Origin of the sequence: Nocardia sp. NPDC051052 (genome assembly GCF_044456045.1) — a bacterium.
Classification (GTDB): Bacteria; Actinomycetota; Actinomycetes; order Mycobacteriales; family Mycobacteriaceae; genus Nocardia.
This window is the reverse complement of sequence record NZ_JBITFL010000019.1, coordinates 77,462-96,878: the sequence shown is the minus strand read 5'-3', so window position 1 is coordinate 96,878 and position 19,417 is coordinate 77,462. Positions and strand designations below refer to the sequence as shown.

Sequence of the window (19,417 nt, the reverse complement as noted above, 5' to 3'; positions counted from 1 at the left end):
CGACCTCCTCTTCTCACCAACCCTCATGCGCCGCTTGGTCGACCGCGCCCTCGCCCCCCCCCCCCCCCCCCCCCCCCCCCCGGGGGGGGGCCCCCCCCCCCCCCCCCCCCCCCCCGGCTCGCTCCCTTTGGAAGGACTCTCGTGCCCCAGTTCTGCACGGCCCGCTTCTCCGGCACCGTCAGCGAAGACCCGGTCACCGACTACCTGCGCCACATCGCCCGCACCCCACTGCTCACCGCCACTCAAGAGGTCGAGCTGGCCCAGCGCATCGAAGCGGGTGTGCTTGCCGCCCAACGGCTCGCCGACACCGGCGATCTCGACCCGGCGGAACGCCGCGACCTGCGCAGCCGAGTCACCGATGGTCGGCGCGCCACCGACCACATGGTCGAAGCCAACCTGCGCCTTGTCGTCTCGATCGCCAAGCGCTATCCGACGCCGGTCGGCATGTCGCTGCTCGACTTGGTGCAGGAGGGCACCGTCGGCATGATGCGCGCGGTGGCGAAGTTCGATCACCACCGCGGCCTCAAGTTCTCCACCTACGCCACCTGGTGGATCAAGCAGGGCATCGGCCGCGCGCTCGCCGACCAGGGCCGCACCATCCGCATCCCGGTGCACGTCGTCGAGGTACTGAACCGGGTGAACCGCACCCAGCGGGCGCTCGCTGTGCGACTCGGCCGTGAGGTCAGCACGGCGGAACTGGCCAGCGAGCTCGACATGACCGAAGACAAGGTGCGCGAGGTACTCGACCATGCGCGCCAACCGATTTCGCTGCACACCCCGATGGGTTCGGACGACACCACGGAGTTCGGTGAACTCATCGCCGATGCCGCACCCGACCCGTCCGAATCGGCGCTGGCGACCGCGACGCGCCGCGAACTCGACAAGGTCCTCACCGCGCTGACAGCGCGCGAAGCCGAGGTGATCGCCCTGCGTTTCGGCCTGGACGGCACCGACCCGAAGACGCTCGACGAGATCGGCAAGACCTACGGCGTTTCCCGTGAACGCGCCAGGCAGATCGAGGCGAAAGGCATGGCCAAGCTGCGGCAACCGGCGCGCGCCAAGGTGCTCGAAGGGCTGCTCGGCTAACCCGGCAGCCACCCCCGATGGAGTCGCTGCCGTGTCGCTGGACGGACAGGCAGGCGGATCAAGACCATACTGTTTCAATGACCGGTGCAGTCGCTGTCGCCGAGAAAGCTCCCGAGCCGATGAGCCGGGCGAAGATCAACATCGTGTTCGCCACGATTGTGCTGGGCATGTTGCTTGCGGCCCTCGACCAGACGATCGTGTCCACCGCGCTGCCCACGATCGTCGCCGATCTCGGCGAGGCCGGGCATATGGCCTGGGTGGTCACGGCGTATCTGCTCGCCGAGGCGGTGGCCACCGCGCTGGCGGGCAAGCTCGGTGATCTGTTCGGCCGCAAGCTGATCTTCCAGCTCAGCGCGTTGATCTTCATCATCGGCTCGATGATCGCCGGCCTGGCCAACGGGATGACGCTGCTGATCATCGCCCGCGGCATCCAGGGCTTCGGCGGTGGCGGGCTGATGGTCACCGCGATGGCACTCATCGCCGACACCATCCCGCTGCGCCAGCGCGGCAAGTATCAGGGCGCGCTCGGCGCGGTCTTCGGCGTCACCACGGTGATCGGGCCGACGCTCGGCGGCTTGTTCACCGACCACGCGAGCTGGCGCTGGTGCTTCTACGTCAACGTGCCCGTCGCGATCATCATGATCGCGATGTCGGCCCGCACCATTCCGCGAGTGCGCGCGGTGATCAAGCCGATCATCGACTACGCGGGCATCGGCCTTGTCGCCGTTGCGGTTTCCACCCTCATCCTCGGGCTGGAGTGGGGCGGGCAGGAGTACGCGTGGGGCTCGTCGATGATCCTCGGGCTGTTCGCGGCGTCGGTGCTGCTGTTCGCGGCGTTCGTGGTGGTCGAGTTGCGGGCCGAGGAACCCATGCTGCCGATGGGGTTGTTCCGCAGCAGAGTGTTCACGGTCTGCTCGATCCTCAGCTTCGTCTGCGGCTTCGCGATGCTCGGCTCGATCACCTATCTGCCCGCGTATCTGCAGTACGTGGACGGGGTTTCGGCGACCATGTCCGGCGTGCGCTCGCTGCCGTTGGTCGCCGGACTGCTGGTGACCTCGATCCTGTCCGGCCAGGTGGTCGGTAAAACCGGTCACTACCGGTACTTCCCGATCGTCGGCACATTGGTGATGGCGCTCGGGCTCTATCTGATGTCGACGATGGGCCGCGATACCGGGATCTGGGAAGAATCGCTGTACATGCTGGTGCTCGGTCTAGGCATCGGCCTGACCATGCAGGTGCTCACCATCGTCGTGCAGAACACCGTGCCCTACGCCCAGCTCGGCACCGCGACCTCCGGCGTCACCTTCTTCCGCACCCTCGGAAGTACTTTCGGCACAGCGATTTTCGGCACGCTGTACAGCAACGAGATCGGCCCGAACCTGCGCGAGGCGCTGGTCCAGGCGAAGGTGGTGCCGCCCGAGGTCGCGGCGAATCCGCAAGCGCTGCAAAAGGTTCCGGAGGAAGTGGCCGCGCCCGTCATCGATGCCTACGCCAACACCATCGATCACGTCTTCGTTTGGGTGGTCCCGGTGGCGCTGGTCGGTTTCGTGGTGGCCTGGTTCCTGAAGGAAGTGCCACTGCGGGACAGCGCCCGAACGAGCGCGGGCGATGTGGGCGAAGGCTTTTCGGTGCCGGACTCCGCGGATCGGGTGGTGCAGCTGGAACGAGCCATCGCCGGAAGCCTGCGCAAGGAACACGCCGAGGGGCCGATCGGCCCGCGCATCCTCGCCGACGCGGGCAGCACGCTCAGCCGCGGCGAGGCCTGGGCGCTCGGCCAGGTCTACCTGCGCGACCGCGTCAAGGGTGGGGCCACGCTGGACTCGGTCGCGCGGGCGCACAAGCTGCCCGACGACGTGCTCGCGCCGATCTATCGCCGGGTGGCCGACAAGGGCTACCTCGTCGACGACGGCCGCGAGCTGCGGCTGACCGACCAGGGCACGGCCGAGCTGGACCGGGTCAAGGCCGCGTGGCGCCGCTGGCTCGACAGCAGGCTCGACGACTGGAACAACGACGACCCCGCCGACCGCGCGCTGTTCGATCAGGCCCTGGACAACCTCGCCGCCAAGCTGCTCGAGCAAGAGGCCGGCGAGCACGAACCCGCTCGCGCCTGAATTCATCCGCCGCATGCCACGAAACCCTCTTGCGTCGCAAATACTCGTGCACGTATATTCGTATACGAGTAAGGAGGTGTGATGGCGACCAAGCGCAAGGTGAACAACCTGCTCGCGCTGGCGGTGCTCTCGGTGATGATCGACCGGCCCAAGCATCGCTACGAGATCGCGCAGACGCTGCGCGACCGCGGCAAAGAGCACGACATGGACATCAAGTGGGGCTCGCTCTACACCGTCGTGCAGAGCCTGGAAAAGGCCGGCTTCCTGGAGATCGTCGGCAGCGAGCGCGACGGCGCCAGGCCCGAGCGGGTGATCTACCAGCTCACCAGCGCCGGACGGACCGAACTCACCGACTGGACCCGGGAATTGGTCGCCGTGCCGGAACCCGAACAGCACCGCTTCGTCGCGGGCTTGTCCATTCTCTCGGTGCTGCCTCCCGACGACGTCATCGAATTGCTCGGCCAGCGCATCGAGGCGCTGCGTCACCTCATTGCCGCGGTGCGCCGGGAAATCGACAAGGTTCTGGCCATGCAGCTGCCGCGACTGTTCATCATCGAATCCGAATTCGGCGTGGCGATGTTGGCGGCCGAAATGGCTTGGGCGCGTTCGTTCCGCGACCAACTCGCCGACGGCACGTTCCCCGAGGTGGACTGGTGGCGGCAGGTACACGCCGACAACGTCCCGCCCGCGGAAGTGATCGCGGCCGTGGAAGGGAGGCTGGCCGAACCGGAACCGTCCTGACCGCGAGACCAGGCTCGGCGGGGTGCGGCAACACCGCCGCCGAGCCCGATTGAACAGTCTCGAACCGCGCCCGCATGCGCGCACCCGGCTACAAGGCTGGCAACCACAGGATAACTGGGTGCGTACTGCACGGGTTGGTTCGGGGATTCGAAAACCCGTAACACACGAACCTGGAGACACCCATGTCCACAACACGGACCGCACTGGTCATCGGCGGCGGCATCGCCGGACCGGTCGCCGCCACCGCGCTGCTGAAGGCGGGCATCGACGCCCGCGTCTACGAGGCCTATCCCGGCCCGTCCTACAACATCGGCAGCGGACTCGCACTCGCGCCGAACGGCATTGCCGCTCTCGACATCATCGGGGCGGGCGACCCGGTCCGCGACATCGCGCTGCCGGTATCGAAGATGGGTCTGTCGATCGGTGGCAAGATCAGCTACCTGCCCGGTCTGGTCGGCCTGCCGCCACTGCAATTGGTGGATCGCAGCGAACTGCACCAGGTGCTGCACAATCACGCGGTCGCGGCCGGCGTCGGCTTCGAGTACAACAAGCGCCTGGTCGACGTGGTCGAGGACGAGTCGGGCATCACCGCCCGGTTCACCGACGACAGCACCGCCACCGCCGACGTGCTGATCGGCGCCGACGGCATCCGGTCCACGGTGCGCGGCTTGATCGACCCGGACGCGCCCGGCCCGGAATACCTCGGCATGCTCGGCTTCGGCGCGATCATCGACTACGACGGCGTCGAGCCGGAATCGATGACCTTCGCCTTCGGCAAGAATGCCTACTACCTGTTCGGGTCGACCGGCGCAGGCCAGGTCATGTGGGGCGCCAACCTGCCGCACAAGGAGTACCTGTCGCTCACCGCCGCCCGGGCGATCCCGAAGGCACACTGGCTCGGCATCCTGCGCGAGACCTACGCCGACGACACGCCCGGCGGTGAATTCGCCCGGCGCACCACCGAAGAGCAGCTGGAAGTGACCGGCGCACTGCACATCATGCCGTCGGTGCCGCACTGGTTCCGCGGCCGCATGGCCCTGGTCGGTGACTCGGTGCACGCGCCGTCCAACAGCTCAGGGCAGGGCGCGTCGCTGGCCATCGAAAGTGCCGTTCAGGTGGCGCGCTGCCTGCGCGACTTGCCGACGCCGGAAGCCGCGTTCGCCACCTACGAGCAGCTGCGCCGCCCCCGGGTGGAAGCCGTGGCGGCCCGCGCCGCGAAGGTCAATCACAGCAAGACCCTCGGACCGGTCGGGCGCAAGATGATGCAGCTGATGGCGCCGCTGTTCATCAAGCTGATGAACCCGGAGAAGAGCATGGGGCCCGAGCAGCGCTACCGGATCGACTGGGACGCCCCGGCGCGGAAAGAACTCGCGGTAACTGCCTGATTCGGTCGAACCGCGCGGGCTGATGGTCCGTACCCTTGGAGAACATCGATCCGAAAGGACTCCGGGGGACCCATGCAACCTGACCATCAGCCCGCGCTGCACCTGACCGGCCTGTGTAAACGCTTCGGCGGACCGTGGGTCGTCGACAACGTGAGCCTGGCGGTACCGCCGGGCTCCTTCTTCGGCCTGGTCGGCCCGAACGGGGCGGGCAAGACGACGACGCTGTCGATGGCCTGCGGGCTGCTGCGGCCCGACGGCGGCGGCGCCGCGATCTTCGGCGCCGACGTGTGGGCCGATCCGATCCGCGCGAAGACCCTCGTCGGCGTGCTGCCGGACGGTCTCGCGCTGCCGGAACGGCTCACCGGCCGCGAATTGCTCACCTACACCGGCCTTTTGCGCGGCATGCCGGAGCGCACCGTCGCCGAGCGCGCCGACGAGCTGCTCACGGTCTTCGAATTGACCGGCGCCGAAAAGACCCTGGTGGTCGACTACTCCGCGGGCATGCGCAAGAAGATCGGCCTGGCGACCGCGCTGCTGCACGCGCCGAAACTGCTGGTGCTCGACGAGCCGTTCGAGGCGGTGGATCCGGTGTCGGGCAGCACGATTCGCACCATCCTGCAGCGCTTCGTCGCGGCCGGTGGCGCGGTGGTGCTGTCGAGCCACGTGATGGCGCTGGTGGAGAGCATGTGCGACCGGGTCGCGGTGATCACCGCCGGACGCGTGGTCGCGGCGGGCACGGTGGACGAGGTGCGCGGCGGAACCACCTTGGAAGAGGCGTTCGTCCGGCTGGTGGGTGGCCGGGTCGGCGGAGAGGACGGGCTGTCGTGGCTGGCATCCTGATCCGGATGCGGCTGCTGCTCACCAAGCGCGCGCTGAGCAGCAGCGGCTGGCAGGGTTTCGGCTACGTGGTCGGCGTCCTGATCGGCACCGTCTTCGCGATCGTCACCGCGACGCTGATCGGGTTCGCGCTGCGCGATGGTGACGTCGCGAACGGAACAACCGTTGCCGCAACGATTTTCGGTATCTGGACGCTCGGCTGGCTGTGCGGCCCGGTGCTGATCGGCAGCAGCGACGAGACCATCCAGCCGGAGCATCTGCGGTTGCTGCCGATCAGTAGTCGTCAGCTGGCCGGTGGCTTGCTCGCCGCCGCGTTCGCCGGACCCGCGCCGGTGGTGAACCTGATCGCCTTCGGCGGGTTGGTCGCGCTCGCGGCGCAGGTGAGTTGGGCGGCAACGCTGGTCGCGGTGGTCGGGGTGGTGCTGCAGCTGGTCTTCGTGGTGCTGCTGTCGCGGGTGGTGCTGGCCTGGATCGGGGCCGCCATGCGGTCGCGGCGGGGCAAAGACATCGGCGTGCTGCTGGCCGGGCTGCTCGGCCTCGCCTACTACCCGATGAGTTTGCTGATGTCGCACGTGAGCGCGCTGCGTGACATGCCACCCTGGGCGGCGACGACGCTGCGCTCGATACCGTCCGGGTGGGCCCCGGTCGCGGTAGAGGCTGCGGCACAAGGTAATTGGCTGCTCGCCCTGCTGCCGCTGCTCGGTCTGGCCGTGGTCTCGCTCGGACTGTGGCAGGCCTGGTCGGTGCTGCTGGCCCGGCGGCTGGCCGCGCCGATGAATTCCGTGGCCAGTGGCGCGGGCAGCGGGCTGCTCGGCCGGGTGCGCCAGCGCGGACCGGTCGGCGCCGTGCTGATCAAGGAGCTGCGCACCTGGTCGCGGGACAGTCGACGCCGGGCCGCGCTGCTGCCGGTGCTGGTGGTCGGCATCCTGATGCCGGTGTTCCCCGCCTTCCAGGGCAGCGGCACCGGCGGCGTGCCGTTCGCGGGCGTCACCTCGGTCTCGTTCGCCGCACTCGCCGGTGCCAACCTGTTCGGCTACGACGGCACCGCCGTGTGGCAAACCCTCGTCACCCCCGGCGCGGTGCGCGCGGACGTGCGCGGCCGCCTGCTCGCGCTGCTGATCGTGCTCGGGCTGCCCACGCTGCTGCTCGTGCTGATCCTGCCCGGCGCGGTCGGCCGATGGGACCTGTATCCGTGGGTGCTCGCGCTGTATGCCGCCGCGCTCGGCGTCGGGGTCGGTGCGGCCGTGCTCGTGTCGGCGCTCGCGCCGTATCCGATACCGCCGCGCACCGGGAATCCGTTCTCCGGTTCGGGTAACCCGGGCTGCGCGAAGGTGCTGCTCCAGTTCACCGTGCTCTTCGGTCAGCTGTTCGCGGTGCTTCCGGTGGTGGCCATCCTGCTGATCGGCCATTTCACCGAGGTGAAGGCGATCGAATGGCTCGCGGTTCCGGTCGGCATCGGCACCGGCATCGCCGCGGCCATCGTCTGCGTCCGCATCGCTGAAAAGCGCCTGACCACCGGTGGGCCCGAGCTCCTCGATGCGGTCCGCCCCAGGTGAGCGCCGGTGGCCGCATCGGTGAGGCGATAGAATCGCCTGGTGAGCGATAGGGATTCCGATGGCAGTCTCGATCTGAATCAGTTGCGCACGTTTCTGGCCGTGCACCGCGCGGGGTCGATCACCGGCGGAGCGCGGCTGATCGGGTTGTCGCAACCCACGGTCACCGCGCAGCTGCAGGCGCTGGAGAAGCGGTTGGGTCAGCGGCTGTTCGAGCGGTTGTCGCGCGGGGTGGCACCGACGGCGGCCGCCGCCGAATTGGCCGCGCGGATCGCCGAACCGCTGGACGCGTTGACCGCCGTTGCCGGGCGGTCGGTGCCCGCCGAGGACGAACCGCAGCCGCCGGTCCGGCTGGCAGGCCCTGCGGAACTGCTTGCGGTACAGGCGCTTCCGGCCCTCGCGCCATTGATCGCACACGGCGTCCGGCTGACCGTGACCGCCGGACTCTCGGAGGAGCTGCTTGCCGGACTGCGCGCGGGCCACTACGACCTGGTGCTGTCCACCCTGCGCCCGCGGGGCCGGACCGAGGTCGCCGAGGCGCTGTCGGACGAGGAATTCGTGCTGGTCGCCGCGCCCGCCGTGGCCGCGCGGATCGATGCCACCCGGCTGGTCGTCGACGGCCCGGCCGCGCTGGCCGCGGTGCCGCTCGTCAGCTACGCCCCCGACCTGCCCATCCTGCGCAGGTATTGGCGACATGTCTTCGGGATCCGACTGACCGGCGAGGCGGCCGTCATCGTCGCGGACCTGCGTGCGGTCGCCACCGCGGTCGTCGCAGGCGCAGGCATCAGCGTGTTGCCGCGTTATCTCTGTGCGGCCCAATTGAATTCGGGCGCACTGGTCACCTTGCTCGACCCGCCGGATCCGCCGATCAACACCGGCTTCCTGGTCCGCCGCGCCGGCACCGACACCCGCCCCCACGTAGACCTGGTCCACGCGCGCCTGCGCGCCGCCGCCCGAACCTGGTAGCCGCACCGGAACTTCGGGCCGGGGGAGAGGCCGCGCAGGACGGCGCTGATCCGGGTTTCGCTCGGGCGCTATCCCCGGGCCGCGCGGGTGCGCAGGATCTCGGCCGTCTGCGCGTCGGCAGGCAGGAATGCCTCCAGATGCAGCTCGGCGAGGGTGATGTCGGTGGCCGTGGCGAACGAGGTGAGGGTGGTGATCAGCCGCAACTCGCCGTCGTCGCTGCGCAGCCGCAGCGGCACCGCGAAACCGAGATGGTCGGGGCCCGGTTCGGCATGTGGGAGATAGCCTTCCAGCTCGGTGATCAACTCGGCGAGTGCCGGATCGGGGCTGCGCGACATCCGTCCGCGCAGGGCCTCGGTCACATGCTTGCCCCACTCGGGCAGATTCACTACGCGCCTGGCCAGGCCATCCGGATGCAATGCGAGGCGCAACACGTTGATCGGCGACTTCAACAGTTCGGGCGCGGCCCCCTCGGTCAGCACCGTGAAGGCCGCGTTGGCGGCGAGCAGCACGCCGCGCGGCCGCACCACGATTGCCGGATAGGGCAGGTGGCCGTCGAGGATGGTCGTCAGCGCCTCCCGCACCGGGCCCAATTCCGGTGTATCCACATCGGATTCGGGAAAGGCGGGCGCGTAGCCTGCGGCGAGCAGCAAATCGTTGCGCTCCCGCAGCGACAGATCCAGCGATTCCGCGAGCCGCACCACCATGGTGCGCCCAGGCCGCGATCGCCCCTGTTCCAGAAAGCTCAGATGTCGCTGCGTGGTGTCCGCGCGGATCGCGAGGTCGAGCTGACTGACTCGACGCAGGGTCCGCCAGTGCTTGAGCTCGCGGGCGAACCCCGGTGCCGCTATCGCCGTTGTCATGTCCACAGTCTTATCCGACCTGGGCTGGAGTGCGATTCCGTGCAGGGTATGACCAAGCAGTTGCGCGGCGATTGCGCTATACCCTCGCGGGAATCGCGCGGTATCGCCGCGATCGCAAAGCTATGTCCCATGAGTAAGCAACTGAACGACAACGAACTGGCCCGCTTCGCCGAGCAGTACGCGGCGCAGTGGAACGAGTCCGACGCGGACGCCCGAACCAAGCAGATCCGCGAACTCTGGGCGCCCACCGGCGCGCAGACCCTGGTCGATCCGCCGATCGAGATGCGGGAAGAGGCTGAGCGGCTACAGTTCCCGATGCCGGCGCTCGAGGTCCGCGGCCATGATGCGATGGACCGCAGGGTGACTCGGGCCTACGAGATGTTCATCGAGTCGGGTGAGTACGAGTTCGCGGTCGAGGAGGCGCCGATCCGGTTGCCCGCCGGGCTGATCGGGGTGTCCTGGGCGATGGTGGCCAAGGCCGACGGCACGGTCGCGGGCGGCGGCTTCGAGGTCATCGGCCTCGACGACGCGGGCCGGATCCTGTCCGACCACCAGTTCATTGTGGGTGTCCGATGAATGGCATTGCCTACCACCTGGATCCGCTGCGCGGCCTCGACGGCCTGACCGCCGCCGCGCAAGAGGTCCCGGAGCCCGGTGTGCATCAGGTGGTGATCCGGGTCCGCGCGGCCTCGGTCAATCGCCGCGACCTCATGCTGATGGACGGCGTCTACCCGTTGCCCGCCACCCCGGGGATCGTCCCGCTCTCCGACGGCGTCGGCGAGGTGATCGCCGTGGGCGCGAACGTGACCCGGGCCGCGCTAGGCGATCGGATCACCGCGAGCTACTTCGTGCGGTGGATCGACGGTCCGCAGCGGCTCGCCACGGCGGCCGAGCAGTACGGCGCCAACTTCGACGGCATGCTCGCCACTTACGCGGTGGTCGAAGAGGATTCGGTGGTGCACGTGCCCGCGCATCTGACCGATGCGGAGGCGGCGACGCTGACCTGCGCGGGAGTCGTTGCGTGGGCGGCACTCACGAAGCCGGTGCCGGTGCGCCCCGGCGAGACGGTGCTGACCGTCGGCAGCGGAGCGGTCGCGTTGTTCGCCGTGCAGCACGCCACAATGCTGGGCGCGCGGGTCTTTTCCATCACCTCCAGCCCGGGCAAGGCCGACGGCCTGCGCAAGCTCGGGGCCGACGAGGTGATCGTCTCGACCGAGACACCGGACTGGGACCAGGCGGTGCAGGAACTGACCGGCGGCGACGGCGTCGAGCACGTCGTCGACGCGGTCGGGCTGCCGACATTGTCGAAATCCGTTCGGTCCGGCGGATACAACACGCAGATCACCATGATCGGCGCGGCGCGATCACCGGTGGCCGAGTCGGTTGCCGAGGTGTTCGGCACGCAGTACGCGTCGATCCGCCGGATCGCCGTCGGCAGCCGCACCGACTTCGAGGCGATGAACCGGACGATCGGCGAACACCGGATGCGGCCACTCATCGATCGGGTGTTCCCGCTCGACGAGGTGGTCGAGGCGTACCGCTACTTCCGGGACGGCAACCCGTTCGGCAAAGTAGTAGTGACGATGCCGTGAACTACGGGCAGGTGCTGAGTTCCCGTGTCATGGCGTCCTTCTCGGCCTGGGTCACCCAGAGCTGGTAGGCCGCCTTGACCTGGATCTGCCTGGTCAGATACGCGCACCAGTAGCCCTTGCTCGGCGGCAGCCAGGTGGCGGCGTCGGAGTCGCTCTTGGACTGATTGGTCGGGCCGTCGACGGCCTGCAGGTTCAACGGATCGTTGGCCAGATCCTGGCGACGCTCGGCGGAAAGCTGTTGCGCGCCTTTCTGCCAGGCGTCCGACAGCGGGATGATGTGGTCGATCTGCACATCGTCGGAAGTCTTCGGGCCGCGGACGAACTTGATGGTCTTGCCGGTGTACGGGTCGTTCAGGGTGCCGGTGGCGACGACGCAGCGGCTGTTGTCCTTGAAGGTGACCTCGGTGAGGTCGCGCTGCAGGATGTCGTTGCGGGTGTCGCACTTGTTGTGGCCGCCGGGGACCGACACGTCATCGGTCCAGGCGGTGCCGAATTGTTCACGGGTGTAACCGGTTTTGGGGGCGCGGCCGGCCACCCGGATGGTGTCGAGCATGGCGAGCGCGTCATGGCTGGGCATGCTGGCCGGCGCGTTGGCGCAGGCCAGCGCGGATCCGGTGCCGCACACCGCGTTCGCCCTGGGGGATTCGACTCGGTTGACGTAGTAGTAAGACAGTCCGATGAATGTCGCGATGGCCAGCCCGATCAGAGCGAGCCGCTGAACTGAGAACTTCATCGAGCTTCCTAACGCCAACCACCCTGAACTATATCGGGCGCCAACGTATCCGGAGGTCGAGGTCGTGGAAGTGATTGTGGGCTATGACGTTCCGCACAGCCAAGGGGGGTTGATAGCCGAAACCACCCTCGAGTCGCCGTGCCGGCGCCGACTCGAGGGTGGCTGATCACGAGGGAGGTCGCTCGTTGCGCGGGGGTGCGGCTGGTTGTCCAGTCCAGGTACCGCACCCGCCGACACCACAGGGCCGATGAGGGAGGACCCGAGGTGTCGAGCCGCGCCGGGCGAGCTCGCTCGTGATGACTAGGAGCAGATCGGGATTCGATTGGTGTCCGCTGAGAGTGCTACCCGCGACTGGGAATTCGCCTCTCGCTCTCGCACCGCTTCGCTCCGTCCCGACCTGACTTGTTTCTACGTATTGAGACAGTAGATAACGGGCTTTGATCTTGGCAAGTCGATTGCCCTGATTCGGGACTTTTCTCAGGATCATTTCAGCCTGATGGTTACATCTACTGGATTCTTACGGATGTGCCGCTCAGTTGCGGGAACGCGGACGCGGCCGTTGGGCGTCGCACGGGCGCTCGACGACGTGACGAGCGTCACTTTCGTGGCGGTCACAGTGCGGTGATTGCCCGTGTCCAAACCAGGTGAAGGCAACAACGCCGGACCCTCGGAAGGACAGCTCATGGCTACCGTCGATGTTCTCGACTCGTTCCTCTCTTACCGCGACGCGGGCACCGGCTCGGTGCCGGTGGTGTTCCTGCACGGTAACCCCACCTCCTCGCACCTGTGGCGTGCGGTGATCCCGCACGTCACCGGCCAAACCCGGGCGCTGGCACCCGATCTCATCGGCATGGGCGAGTCCGGCAAGCCCGATATCGGCTACCGGTTCGTCGATCACGCCCGCTACCTCGACGCCTGGTTCGACGCTTTGGAACTGGACCAGGTGGTCATCGTCGGCCACGACTGGGGCGGTGCACTCGGCATGGATTGGGCCGCACGTCATCCCGGCCGGCTGCGCGGCATCGCGCTGATCGAGACCTTCCTGCGGCCGATGAGCTGGGACGATATGCCGCCACTCGGCGCCGAGCTGTTCCGCAAGTTCCGCAGCGCGGAGGGCGAGCGAATGATCCTGGCGGAGAACATGTTCATCGAATTCAACCTGCCGAAGGGGGTGGCGAACCTATCGCCCGAGGATCACGACATCTACCGCGCGCCCTTCCCGACGCCGGAGTCGCGCAAGCCGATGCTGGTGTGGCCGCGCGAGTTCCCGCTCGGCGGCGAGCCCGCGGATGTGGTGGCAATCGTCGAGAACTACGGGCGATGGGCGGCGCGGACGCCCGAGGTGCCCAAGCTGGTGATGGGGCTGGAGAACGGGGTCGGGCTCGGCTCACCCGAAGCGATCAATTGGGCGGCAACGACTTTCGCGAGCACCGAGATCGCGTCGATCGGACCCGCCGGGCATCACGCGCCCGAGGATCGACCGGACGAGATCGGCACGGCGGTGGCGGATTGGCTGCGGCGGCACGCACTCGTCGCCCCGACGGCCGCAATCTCCTGAATGGCCGTGGTGCGGCGATCAGTCGCGCGGCACCACGAAGGCGGCGAACCCGTCCAGCAGGCGATGCAGCCCGAAGTCGAAAAGCTTGTTGATGTCGAACTGAAAGTCGTTGCGCTCGTTCAGGCTTTCCAGGGTGGGGAAGTGGCCGCTGGCCAGCAACCGCTCGTACTCCCGCTCGCGGACATCCCACGGTTCGACGGGGGTGTCCGCTCGTCGTGCCTCGAGCTCGAGGTTCACCGCGATTCCGCGCACGTAGCTGTACAACGACACGTGCGCGTAGAGCACGGCGTCGGGGTCGAGGCCGAGATCGTCGAACGCGTGCACCGCCCATTCGGTGTGCGCCAGCAACTTCGGCGCGGGCTCCGGGTCGTTCAACCACAGCGCGGTGACCACCCACGGGTGCCGGTGATACATCGCCCATTGCAGGCGGGCCAGGACTTCCAGGCGTTCCCGCCAACCGGCGGGCGGCGGATCGGGGAATTCGGCTTCACCGAAGGCCTCGTCCGCCATCAGCAGCACCAGCCGATCCTTGCTGCCCACATGGCGATACAGCGACATCGTCGGCACGCCGAGTTCGGCGGCGACGCGGCGCATCGACAGCGCGGTCATGCCCTCCGCGTCGGCGATCGCCATGCCTGTGTGCACCACCAATGCCTCGCTCAGTTCGGTGCCGGTGCTGTTCTCGCGCGCGGGACCGGCCTGCGGGGTGTCCACCACGGTGCCGACCCCGGGCACCGCACGCACCACGCCCTCCTGACGCAGCGCGGCAAGCACCTTCGTCGCGGTGGCGATGGCGACGCCCCACTCCTTGGTGATCTGCCGAGCCGACGGCACTCGATCGCCCGCCCGTAACTCGCCTGAGGTGATCCGGTCCTGGATCTCCCCGGCGATGCGCATATAGGGCGGGGTCGAGTCCGCGGCGTCAGCTGTACTAGTACGCATGTCGTCAATAGTAGACAGTTATGCAGCAAATACTCGCCTAGTACTGCCTGTACAACGTATCTATTGGCATGTACGTTGTATCTCGACGGCACAACGCGCAGAGAAGTGGAACGCGATGACGAACACGAACATCCTGATTTCCGGTGCCGGAGTGGCGGGTCCGGCTCTCGCGTATTGGCTGCGGGTACACGGCTGCACCGCGACGGTGATCGAGCGGGCGACGGCACCGCGCCCAGGCGGATACGCGGTCGACTTCCGCGGTGCGGCGATGACGGTGCTCGAGCGGATGGGCATCTTGGACGAGGTTCGCAAGCGCAGCACCACGATTGGCGACAGCGAGGTGGTCGACACCGACGGCAGGCACGTTGTGACGATGCCCGCGGCGATCTTCGCCGGTGAGCTCGAGGTGCTCAAGAGCGATTTGACCGACATCCTCTACGCCCATACCAAGGACGAGACGGAGTACCTGTTCGACAACTCGATCACCGCCATCGACGCGGACGCGGACGGCGTTCTGGTCAGCTTCGAGCGCGGCGAACCGCGCCGCTTCGACCTGGTGGTCGGCGCCGACGGGTTGTACTCGAAGGTGCGCGCGATCGCCTTCGGCGACCACGTGAACTACATCCACCACCTCGGCCTCTACAACGCGATCTTTTCCACCGACAACTTCCTGAACCTCGACTACGCGGGCCGTGGCTGTCAGCTGGCCAGCGGCCGAACCGCCAACGTGTTCAGCACCAGGAACAACACCGAGGCCAGGGCGTCGCTGTATTTCGGCTCGGACCCGCTCGACTATGACCGGAACGACGTCGAGGCGCAGAAGCGGATCATCGCGGAGCATTTCGCGGGCGACGGGTGGGTGATCCCGCGCCTGCTGAAGGACCTGGCGGCATCGTCGGATCTGTACTTCACGCCGATCAGCCAGGTACAGATGGACAGGTGGTCGGCCGGCCGGGTGGTGCTGCTCGGCGACGCGTGCGCGTGCGCCTCACCGCTGTCCGGCCGCGGCACCTCGCAGGCGCTGATCGGCGCCTATCTCCTGGCCGGTGAACTGGCCACCGCCGCAGGCGATTACGAAGCCGCGTTCGCCAGCTATGAAAATCAGCTGCGCGAATACGTGAAGACCAATCAGGCAGGCGCCGTCGAGGTGGTCGGCATGCAGTTCGCCGAGCCGCCGCCGCAGGAGGTCTTCGACGCCATGGCCGCCAACCCGCCGGAGGCCGACCCGGAGCTGCTCACTCTGAAGGACTACTGACACCTCGGGTTGCGCCGAAGCGTCCACCAGCCGAAAGATGGCTGGATGAGCACAGAGGCGCACGAAGGGGAGCTGGTCAGGGCCGAGGAGCGGGAACTGGTTGGGCGCGCCGTTGCCGGAGATCGGGACGCGATCGCCGAAGTGGTGCGCCTGCTGCAGGATCCGCTGTATCGGCTCGCGCTGCGGATGGTGTGGCGCCCGGTCGAGGCCGAGGACGCGACGCAGGAGATATTGCTGCGCGTGCTCGGCAACCTCGGCACTTGGCGCGCCGAGGCGAAGCTGCTGACCTGGGCCTATCGGATCGGCGTCAACTATCTGCTGAACCTGAAAAGGCAGACACCGCAGGAGGCGGCGCAGCTGAGCCTGGACGCTTATCGCGAGGGTCTGGCCGACGGATTCGCCGAGGCGGAATACCGCGGACCGGAGGCGACGCTGCTCACCCAGGAGGTGCGGCTCAACTGCAGCCAGGCCATGCTGCAGTGCCTGGCCCGCGACGAGCGCGTCGCCTTCGTCCTCGGCGACGTCTTCGCACTCAACTCCACCGAAGCCGCCTGGATCCTCGACGTCACCCCGGCCGCCTACCGAAAGCGGTTGGAGCGCGCCAAGAAACGCCTCGGCAACTTCCTGACCAGCACCTGCGGACTGGCCAACCCGGAGGCGTTCTGCCGTTGCTCGCGCCGAGTGGACAAGGCCGTCGCGCTCGGTCGCGTCGACCCGCGCAGACCGAACTTCGCCCGCCACCCGATCAGTCCCGGCGGCCGCACCGTCGTCCAGGCCGAGCAACAGATGGTGCGGCTGCACGACGCGGCCGCCGTGCTGCGCGCCCACCCGGATTACGCCGCGCCGCAAGCGAAGATGGACGCGATCGCGGGGCTCCTGCATTCCGGCCGCTTCCCGCTGCTGGATTGAGGCCGCTGGAAAGCATTCGGTGGCAAGTCAACTGGTCACGGGGCGGAGGAGATCGCCGCTCAGTACGCCGCGGACGGTCCGGATCGCCACTGCGGTCCAGGCGGCGACCAGCAGCACGTACAGGGCGATCGCGGTGGCGGCGAAAAGGTTCGCGCCGGTGTGGGCATAGAGGACAGTGCTGCCGGTGACGCAGGTGCCGAGGGGGAAGGTGAAGCCCCACCAGGTCAGGGTGAAGGTCAATTCGCCTGCGCGGAAGGTCTTTACGGTGATGGCGACCGCCAGTGCCAGCCACAGCATGGCGAAGCCCCAGGTGACGATGCCGAAGATGACCGAGAAGACCATGAAGCCCTTGGCATAGAGGTCGGGGAGCGCGGCGGGGGCGGCGTTGGCGAGCAGGCCTGCGGCGGTGACCGATTGGCCGAGCGGGCCGAGCACGATCCACAGGGTGGGCACCATGCCGGCCTGGGGTGTGCCGTGATGCACCAGCCGCGACCAGATCATGGTGATGGTGACCAGCGCGGCAAGCAGGCTCAAGCCGAACATGGCGACGCAGAGCAAGATCATGGTCAAGCGCAACTGGCCGGCGGGGGTGTGCGGGACGAGCAGCGCACCCATCGCGGCCGAAACCATCGGCGGCACAACGGGCATCAGCCAGCCACCGAAGGCGGCGTCGGCGGCGACGCGGTGGCTGGTGAACATCCGGTAGGGGATGGCGAAGGCGGTGAGCAGGCCGAGTGCGGTGCCGACGGTCCACAGCACCCAGTCGATCGCCACCGCGGCGGGCATCCCGATCACGTCGGAGCCGAGCAGCAGGGCGCCGCCGCCGACGGTCAGCAAGGCCATCGGCGGTGCGCCGAAAAACTGCGACATCACCGGGTGGTTGCGATGGTCGCGGGCGGCATCGGGGAAACGCACCCAGTGCGCGATCCACGCGACGCTCAATGCCACCAGCACCGCGGCGGCCAGCGCCCACACCACGGTCGCGGCACCGCGTAGCCCGGGGAACTGCAGCGGCAGGGTAGCCGCGGCGGTGGCGACGATGCCGGTGCCCATCACCGCGGCGAACCAGTTCGGGCCGAGTTGGCGTAGCGAGCCGAGTCGGTGCCTGCGGTCGGCACGACGGTCGAGCTCGCCGACCAGGCGCCGCTGCGCTGCGGGGCGGGAGGTCACGGTGGCGGTCATGTCTCCAGCGTCGCCGGATCCGGCGGTGTCAGGTAGCGGCCGTGCTCCTATGCATGCATAGACTCGTTCTATGCCGTTGTCGCCCCGTGTCCCGGATCTGGCCGCGCTCGACCTGCTGCTCTCGGTGATCGAGCTGGGCAGCTTGGGCCGGGCGGCCGCGGCGCACGGCATCAGTCAGCCGTCCGCGTCCTCCCGGATGCGCTATCTGGAGAAGCTCGTCGGCATGCCGGTGCTGGAGCGCACCACCCTCGGCTCCCGGCCGACGCCCGCCGGGTCGCTGATCGCGGAGTGGGCCCGCGGCGTGGTCCGCGCGGCCGAACAGCTCGACGCGGGCATCGACACCTTGCGCGCCGAGCGTGCCTCGCACCTGCGCGTCGCGGCCAGCCAGACGATCGCCGAATACCTCTTTCCCACCTGGCTGATGAAGCTGCGGGCCACCGTGCCGGGCACGGCCATCGCGCTGGAGTCCGGCAACTCCGTCGAGGTCGCCAAGGCGGTCCTCGACAACAGGGCGGACATCGGTTTCATCGAAGGCCCACAGAATTTTCCCGGCCTCGAGTCGCACGTCGTCGCGCACGACCGCCTCGTTGTCGTGGTGGCGCCGGCGCACCGCTGGGCGCGCCGCGGCGCGGTCACCCTGGCCGAGCTCGCCGAAACCCCGCTGATCCAACGGGAAACCGGCTCGGGCACCCGGAACTGGTTCGAGCACGCGGTTTCTCGCCAGCTTCCCGGCTGGAAACCCGAGGTCGCGCTGGAGCTGTCCTCCACCACCGCGATCAAGACCGCCGCCGCGTCCGACGTCGGCCCGGCGGTGCTGAGTTCCCTCGCGGTAGCGGCCGAAATCGCCGCGGGCACACTGGTATCCCCGAAGGTCACCGACCTCGAACTGAATCGCACCCTGCGCGCCGTGTGGCCGACGGGTCAGCGACTGACCGGCCCCGCCCGCGACCTCTATGCGATCGCCCGCGCCACCGATCGATAGGACTCACGCGCTGTCGGCGGGCTGCGCGGCGGGCGGAACGCCGGTGTCCAGGAAGCGGATCAGGCGGTCGATGCGGGCGGTGTGGTCGACGCAGCGTTCCAGGTGGTTGGCGAGCAGCGCGATGGTGATGGCGGCGGCGGTCGACTGCGCCGATGCGGGGGCGGCCAGCGCCGAATGCAGTTGCTTGTGCAGGAGTTCCATGGCGTGCAGGCCGGGATCGTGTTCGGCGGGCGGATCCTGATGACCGGTGGCGACGGCTTCGCCGCTGAGCGCGGTGCGGGTTGCGGCCAGCCTGCCCATGGCGGCGAGAATCTCGAGAATCGATTGCGGCGCAACATGTCCCGGATGGCTTTGATACACCTGGTCGGCGACCTGATTGAACAGCCTGCCGATCCGCGACAACTCGGTCGCGATCTGGATGGCGGTGACCACGTGCCTTAGATCGCGGGCGACCGGCGCCTGCAACGCGAGCAGCACCACCGTCCGCGCCTCGCACGAGCTGTACATCGTCTGTAGCTGCTCGTCGAGGGCGAACACCTCATAGGTGGCGGTGAGATCGGCGCCGACTAGTGCGTCGGTCACCCGCTCGGCCGCGTCATGGGTGAGCCGGCACATCAACGTCAAGTCATTGGTCAACGCGACGAGCTCGCGAGTGAACTGGGTGCGCACGCGCAAATTCTCGCCCATATCCGCGCGGCCGGGCACACTAATCCCCTCCTGGCCAT

Annotated in this window: 18 protein-coding genes; 13 read left to right on the top strand and 5 right to left on the bottom strand. The window is 68.2% G+C overall.

The annotated features are described in order from the left end of the window. The first annotated feature begins 141 nt into the window (after positions 1 to 141). From ACIBCN_RS40835 to ACIBCN_RS40805, 7 genes are all read left to right on the top strand, one after another. A complete protein-coding gene (locus tag ACIBCN_RS40835; protein WP_396997747.1) occupies positions 142 to 1,086 on the top strand; it encodes a sigma-70 family RNA polymerase sigma factor in 945 nt (314 codons plus the stop codon). Positions 1,087 to 1,163: 77 nt separating this feature from the next. Further along, on the top strand, positions 1,164 to 3,197 hold the full coding sequence (locus ACIBCN_RS40830) for a DHA2 family efflux MFS transporter permease subunit (protein ID WP_396997745.1): 2,034 nt from the start codon (positions 1,164 to 1,166) through the stop codon (positions 3,195 to 3,197). Between the two features lie 81 nt (positions 3,198 to 3,278). Next, positions 3,279 to 3,938: a PadR family transcriptional regulator gene (locus tag ACIBCN_RS40825; RefSeq protein ID WP_396997744.1), complete on the top strand. Its 660-nt coding sequence runs from the start codon at positions 3,279 to 3,281 to the stop codon at positions 3,936 to 3,938. Positions 3,939 to 4,120: 182 nt separating this feature from the next. Continuing rightward, on the top strand, positions 4,121 to 5,323 hold the full coding sequence (locus ACIBCN_RS40820) for an FAD-dependent monooxygenase (RefSeq protein WP_396997743.1): 1,203 nt from the start codon (positions 4,121 to 4,123) through the stop codon (positions 5,321 to 5,323). 72 nt (positions 5,324 to 5,395) lie between these two features. Further along, on the top strand, positions 5,396 to 6,163 hold the full coding sequence (locus ACIBCN_RS40815) for an ABC transporter ATP-binding protein (RefSeq protein WP_396997742.1): 768 nt from the start codon (positions 5,396 to 5,398) through the stop codon (positions 6,161 to 6,163). After that, entirely contained in the window at positions 6,148 to 7,716 is a 1,569-nt protein-coding gene (locus tag ACIBCN_RS40810) for a hypothetical protein (RefSeq protein ID WP_396997741.1), read from the top strand. The genes ACIBCN_RS40815 and ACIBCN_RS40810 overlap by 16 nt, the downstream gene beginning before the upstream one ends. Positions 7,717 to 7,755: 39 nt before the next feature. Next, positions 7,756 to 8,679, top strand: coding sequence for a LysR family transcriptional regulator (locus ACIBCN_RS40805; protein ID WP_396997740.1), 924 nt, complete (start codon positions 7,756 to 7,758; stop codon positions 8,677 to 8,679). Between the two features lie 68 nt (positions 8,680 to 8,747). On the opposite strand, the gene ACIBCN_RS40800 is transcribed toward ACIBCN_RS40805, so the two are convergent. Next, positions 8,748 to 9,539, bottom strand: coding sequence for a helix-turn-helix domain-containing protein (locus tag ACIBCN_RS40800; RefSeq protein ID WP_396997739.1), 792 nt, complete (start codon positions 9,537 to 9,539; stop codon positions 8,748 to 8,750). 129 nt (positions 9,540 to 9,668) lie between these two features. On the opposite strand from ACIBCN_RS40800, the gene ACIBCN_RS40795 reads away from it, so the two are divergent. Next, the gene (locus ACIBCN_RS40795) at positions 9,669 to 10,115 is read left to right on the top strand and encodes a hypothetical protein (RefSeq protein WP_396997738.1); all 447 of its coding nucleotides are present in this window, start codon (positions 9,669 to 9,671) and stop codon (positions 10,113 to 10,115) included. Beyond that, on the top strand, positions 10,112 to 11,131 hold the full coding sequence (locus ACIBCN_RS40790) for an NAD(P)-dependent alcohol dehydrogenase (protein WP_396997736.1): 1,020 nt from the start codon (positions 10,112 to 10,114) through the stop codon (positions 11,129 to 11,131). The genes ACIBCN_RS40795 and ACIBCN_RS40790 overlap by 4 nt, the downstream gene beginning before the upstream one ends. Position 11,132: 1 nt before the next feature. Here the strand turns inward: ACIBCN_RS40790 and ACIBCN_RS40785 are convergent, their stop codons facing one another. Continuing rightward, on the bottom strand, positions 11,133 to 11,864 hold the full coding sequence (locus ACIBCN_RS40785; RefSeq protein WP_396997734.1) for an HNH endonuclease family protein: 732 nt from the start codon (positions 11,862 to 11,864) through the stop codon (positions 11,133 to 11,135). 682 nt (positions 11,865 to 12,546) lie between these two features. Between ACIBCN_RS40785 and ACIBCN_RS40780 the strand changes: the two genes are divergently transcribed. After that, positions 12,547 to 13,422, top strand: a complete 876-nt coding sequence (locus ACIBCN_RS40780) for a haloalkane dehalogenase (RefSeq protein WP_396997732.1) — start codon at positions 12,547 to 12,549, stop codon at positions 13,420 to 13,422. Between the two features lie 18 nt (positions 13,423 to 13,440). Here the strand turns inward: ACIBCN_RS40780 and ACIBCN_RS40775 are convergent, their stop codons facing one another. Further along, entirely contained in the window at positions 13,441 to 14,364 is a 924-nt protein-coding gene (locus ACIBCN_RS40775; protein WP_396997731.1) for a TetR/AcrR family transcriptional regulator C-terminal domain-containing protein, read from the bottom strand. Positions 14,365 to 14,479: 115 nt separating this feature from the next. On the opposite strand from ACIBCN_RS40775, the gene ACIBCN_RS40770 reads away from it, so the two are divergent. Both ACIBCN_RS40770 and ACIBCN_RS40765 read left to right on the top strand, forming a co-directional pair. Continuing rightward, positions 14,480 to 15,619: an FAD-dependent monooxygenase gene (locus ACIBCN_RS40770; protein ID WP_396997730.1), complete on the top strand. Its 1,140-nt coding sequence runs from the start codon at positions 14,480 to 14,482 to the stop codon at positions 15,617 to 15,619. Positions 15,620 to 15,664: 45 nt separating this feature from the next. Further along, positions 15,665 to 16,528 carry an RNA polymerase sigma factor gene (locus ACIBCN_RS40765; protein WP_396997729.1) on the top strand — a complete coding sequence of 288 codons (864 nt, stop codon included), beginning with the start codon at positions 15,665 to 15,667 and terminating at the stop codon, positions 16,526 to 16,528. A gap of 27 nt (positions 16,529 to 16,555) precedes the next feature. On the opposite strand, the gene ACIBCN_RS40760 is transcribed toward ACIBCN_RS40765, so the two are convergent. Next, the gene (locus ACIBCN_RS40760; protein ID WP_396997728.1) at positions 16,556 to 17,710 is read right to left on the bottom strand and encodes a TDT family transporter; all 1,155 of its coding nucleotides are present in this window, start codon (positions 17,708 to 17,710) and stop codon (positions 16,556 to 16,558) included. Positions 17,711 to 17,780: 70 nt separating this feature from the next. On the opposite strand from ACIBCN_RS40760, the gene ACIBCN_RS40755 reads away from it, so the two are divergent. Then, positions 17,781 to 18,692, top strand: a complete 912-nt coding sequence (locus ACIBCN_RS40755; protein WP_396997726.1) for a LysR family transcriptional regulator — start codon at positions 17,781 to 17,783, stop codon at positions 18,690 to 18,692. 3 nt (positions 18,693 to 18,695) lie between these two features. On the opposite strand, the gene ACIBCN_RS40750 is transcribed toward ACIBCN_RS40755, so the two are convergent. After that, positions 18,696 to 19,361, bottom strand: a complete 666-nt coding sequence (locus tag ACIBCN_RS40750) for a phosphate signaling complex PhoU family protein (protein ID WP_396997724.1) — start codon at positions 19,359 to 19,361, stop codon at positions 18,696 to 18,698. Positions 19,362 to 19,417: the final 56 nt, after the last annotated feature.

Excerpts from the sequence above, each read along its gene's own strand:
- ACIBCN_RS40830 (WP_396997745.1), top strand. The coding sequence starts at position 1,164 with ATGACCGGTGCAGTCGCTGTCGCCGAGAAAGCTCCCGAGCCGATGAGC.
- ACIBCN_RS40825 (WP_396997744.1), top strand. The coding sequence starts at position 3,279 with ATGGCGACCAAGCGCAAGGTGAACAACCTGCTCGCGCTGGCGGTGCTC.
- ACIBCN_RS40820 (WP_396997743.1), top strand. The coding sequence starts at position 4,121 with ATGTCCACAACACGGACCGCACTGGTCATCGGCGGCGGCATCGCCGGA.
- ACIBCN_RS40815 (WP_396997742.1), top strand. The coding sequence starts at position 5,396 with ATGCAACCTGACCATCAGCCCGCGCTGCACCTGACCGGCCTGTGTAAA.
- ACIBCN_RS40800 (WP_396997739.1), bottom strand. The coding sequence starts at position 9,539 with ATGACAACGGCGATAGCGGCACCGGGGTTCGCCCGCGAGCTCAAGCAC.
- ACIBCN_RS40795 (WP_396997738.1), top strand. The coding sequence starts at position 9,669 with ATGAGTAAGCAACTGAACGACAACGAACTGGCCCGCTTCGCCGAGCAG.
- ACIBCN_RS40790 (WP_396997736.1), top strand. The coding sequence starts at position 10,112 with ATGAATGGCATTGCCTACCACCTGGATCCGCTGCGCGGCCTCGACGGC.
- ACIBCN_RS40785 (WP_396997734.1), bottom strand. The coding sequence starts at position 11,864 with ATGAAGTTCTCAGTTCAGCGGCTCGCTCTGATCGGGCTGGCCATCGCG.
- ACIBCN_RS40780 (WP_396997732.1), top strand. The coding sequence starts at position 12,547 with ATGGCTACCGTCGATGTTCTCGACTCGTTCCTCTCTTACCGCGACGCG.
- ACIBCN_RS40775 (WP_396997731.1), bottom strand. The coding sequence starts at position 14,364 with ATGCGTACTAGTACAGCTGACGCCGCGGACTCGACCCCGCCCTATATG.
- ACIBCN_RS40770 (WP_396997730.1), top strand. The coding sequence starts at position 14,480 with ATGACGAACACGAACATCCTGATTTCCGGTGCCGGAGTGGCGGGTCCG.
- ACIBCN_RS40765 (WP_396997729.1), top strand. The coding sequence starts at position 15,665 with ATGAGCACAGAGGCGCACGAAGGGGAGCTGGTCAGGGCCGAGGAGCGG.
- ACIBCN_RS40760 (WP_396997728.1), bottom strand. The coding sequence starts at position 17,710 with ATGACCGCCACCGTGACCTCCCGCCCCGCAGCGCAGCGGCGCCTGGTC.
- ACIBCN_RS40755 (WP_396997726.1), top strand. The coding sequence starts at position 17,781 with ATGCCGTTGTCGCCCCGTGTCCCGGATCTGGCCGCGCTCGACCTGCTG.